The organism is Blastomonas sp. (assembly GCF_041747255.1).
Taxonomy (GTDB): Bacteria; Pseudomonadota; Alphaproteobacteria; order Sphingomonadales; family Sphingomonadaceae; genus Blastomonas.
In genome coordinates, this window is record NZ_JBGTFM010000261.1 from 1 (window position 1) to 1,540 (window position 1,540).

The 1,540-nt window shown below is 62.2% G+C and carries 2 protein-coding genes; both read right to left on the reverse strand.

Annotated features, from left to right (window positions below; genetic code table 11):
• Window positions 1-92: 92 nt before the first annotated feature.
• Window positions 93-923 carry an outer membrane protein assembly factor BamD gene (locus tag ACEW8G_RS08990; RefSeq protein WP_373488088.1) on the reverse strand — a complete coding sequence of 277 codons (831 nt, stop codon included), beginning with the start codon at window positions 921-923 and terminating at the stop codon, window positions 93-95.
• A gap of 123 nt (window positions 924-1,046) precedes the next feature.
• On the reverse strand, window positions 1,047-1,540 hold a 494-nt coding region (locus ACEW8G_RS08995; protein WP_373488089.1), incomplete at its 5' end, for a UDP-3-O-acyl-N-acetylglucosamine deacetylase.

The following is a 1,540-nucleotide window of genomic DNA, read 5'->3' on the forward strand; positions in this document are numbered from 1 at the left end:
AAGCCGAGGTCCAGATGGTCGATGATCAGAAGATCGCGGATTTCAAGCGAGCGGAGCATGATGAACCCGTAGGGTGCGTGATTGCACGCTCCTTACATCCATTCGCCCCGCACCACCTGCCGGTAAATGGTGCGCAGCCAGCCTTCGCCCTTGGCCTCGGGCGACAACCCGCGTCCGGTCAGCAGGCGGAAACTGTCGTCATAGAACGGGTTCGACTGGTAGTTATGGCCCAGAATCGCCGCCGCCGTCTGCGCCTCGTCCGTCAGGCCCAGCGCCAGATAGGCCTCCACCAGCCGGTGCAACGCCTCGGCGGTGTGGGTGGTGGTCTGGAAATCCTGCACGACCGTGCGGAACCGGTTGATCGAGGCCGAATACTGCCCGCGCTTGAGGTAATAGCGCCCGATTTCCATCTCTTTCGCGGCCAGATGATCGAAGGCAAGATCGAACTTCAACCGGGCCGAAGACGCATATTCGCTGTCGGGATATTCCTCGATCACCGCGCGCATGCTTTGCAGCGCCTGAAAGGTCAGGCCCTGGTCGCGGCCCACTTCGTCGATCTGGTCATAATAGGACAGGGCCAGCAGATATTTGGCATAGGCCGCATCCTCGTCACCGGGATAGGTGTCGAGGAAGCGTTGCGCGGAAGACCGCGCCTCCTCGTAATTCTTGGCGCGGTGCTGGCTGAACGCCTGCATGATCAGTGCCCGCTTGGCCCATTGCGAATAGGGATAAAGTCGTTCGACTTCCGAAAAGTAGCGAATCGCCTCGTCGGGCTTGGCTTCCGTTTCCCGCGCGATCTCGCCGCGCTTGAAGATCTCTTCGGCGGCCAGACTGTCGAGCGGGGCCTCGCTTGACCCGCCGCCCGAGCATCCGGCAAGCGCCACAACGATCATCGCTGCCCCGATGAGCCTGACGCCTGCCATTCTCCGCCTACCTCGTTTCCTGCTGAAGTTCGGCATCAGCCGCCTTCGTTCGCTTTGTCGTATCACACAAAAATCCGGGGCGCAAAACGCCTTTGCATCTTTGCCCGACACAGTGGCAGGAAGTCAGCAAAGCACCGGAATATCGCTGCGCACCACACCCACACCCGGGAGTTTGCAGCCGGTATGCTCGGCGCATGCGACGCTGCGCCAGGCCGTCGGGTCGGCGAAAAGTGCGCGCAGCAGACGGTTGGTCAAGGAATGCCCCGCCCTGATGCCAGTGTAGCGGCCCAGAACCGGTCCGCCCGCCAGAGCAAGATCGCCCAGTGCATCGAGCATCTTGTGCCGCACCGGTTCGTCGCTGTGGCGCAGCCCGCCTGGGCTCAGCACCCGGTCGCCTTCGAACACAACCGCATTTTCCAGATTGCCGCCCAACGCCAGACCATTCGCGCGCATCGCATCAACATCGGCCTGACGGCAGAAGGTGCGGCTGTCGCACAGCTCCCGCGCGAAGCTGCCGTTGTTCATGACCAGCGACCTGAACTGGTGGCCGATGGCCGCATCGACGAAGTCGATCTCGAAGTCGATCCTGAGCGTCTCGGCAGGCGAGATCGTGGCTG

Excerpts from the sequence above, each read along its gene's own strand:
- ACEW8G_RS08990 (WP_373488088.1), bottom strand. The coding sequence starts at position 923 with ATGGCAGGCGTCAGGCTCATCGGGGCAGCGATGATCGTTGTGGCGCTT.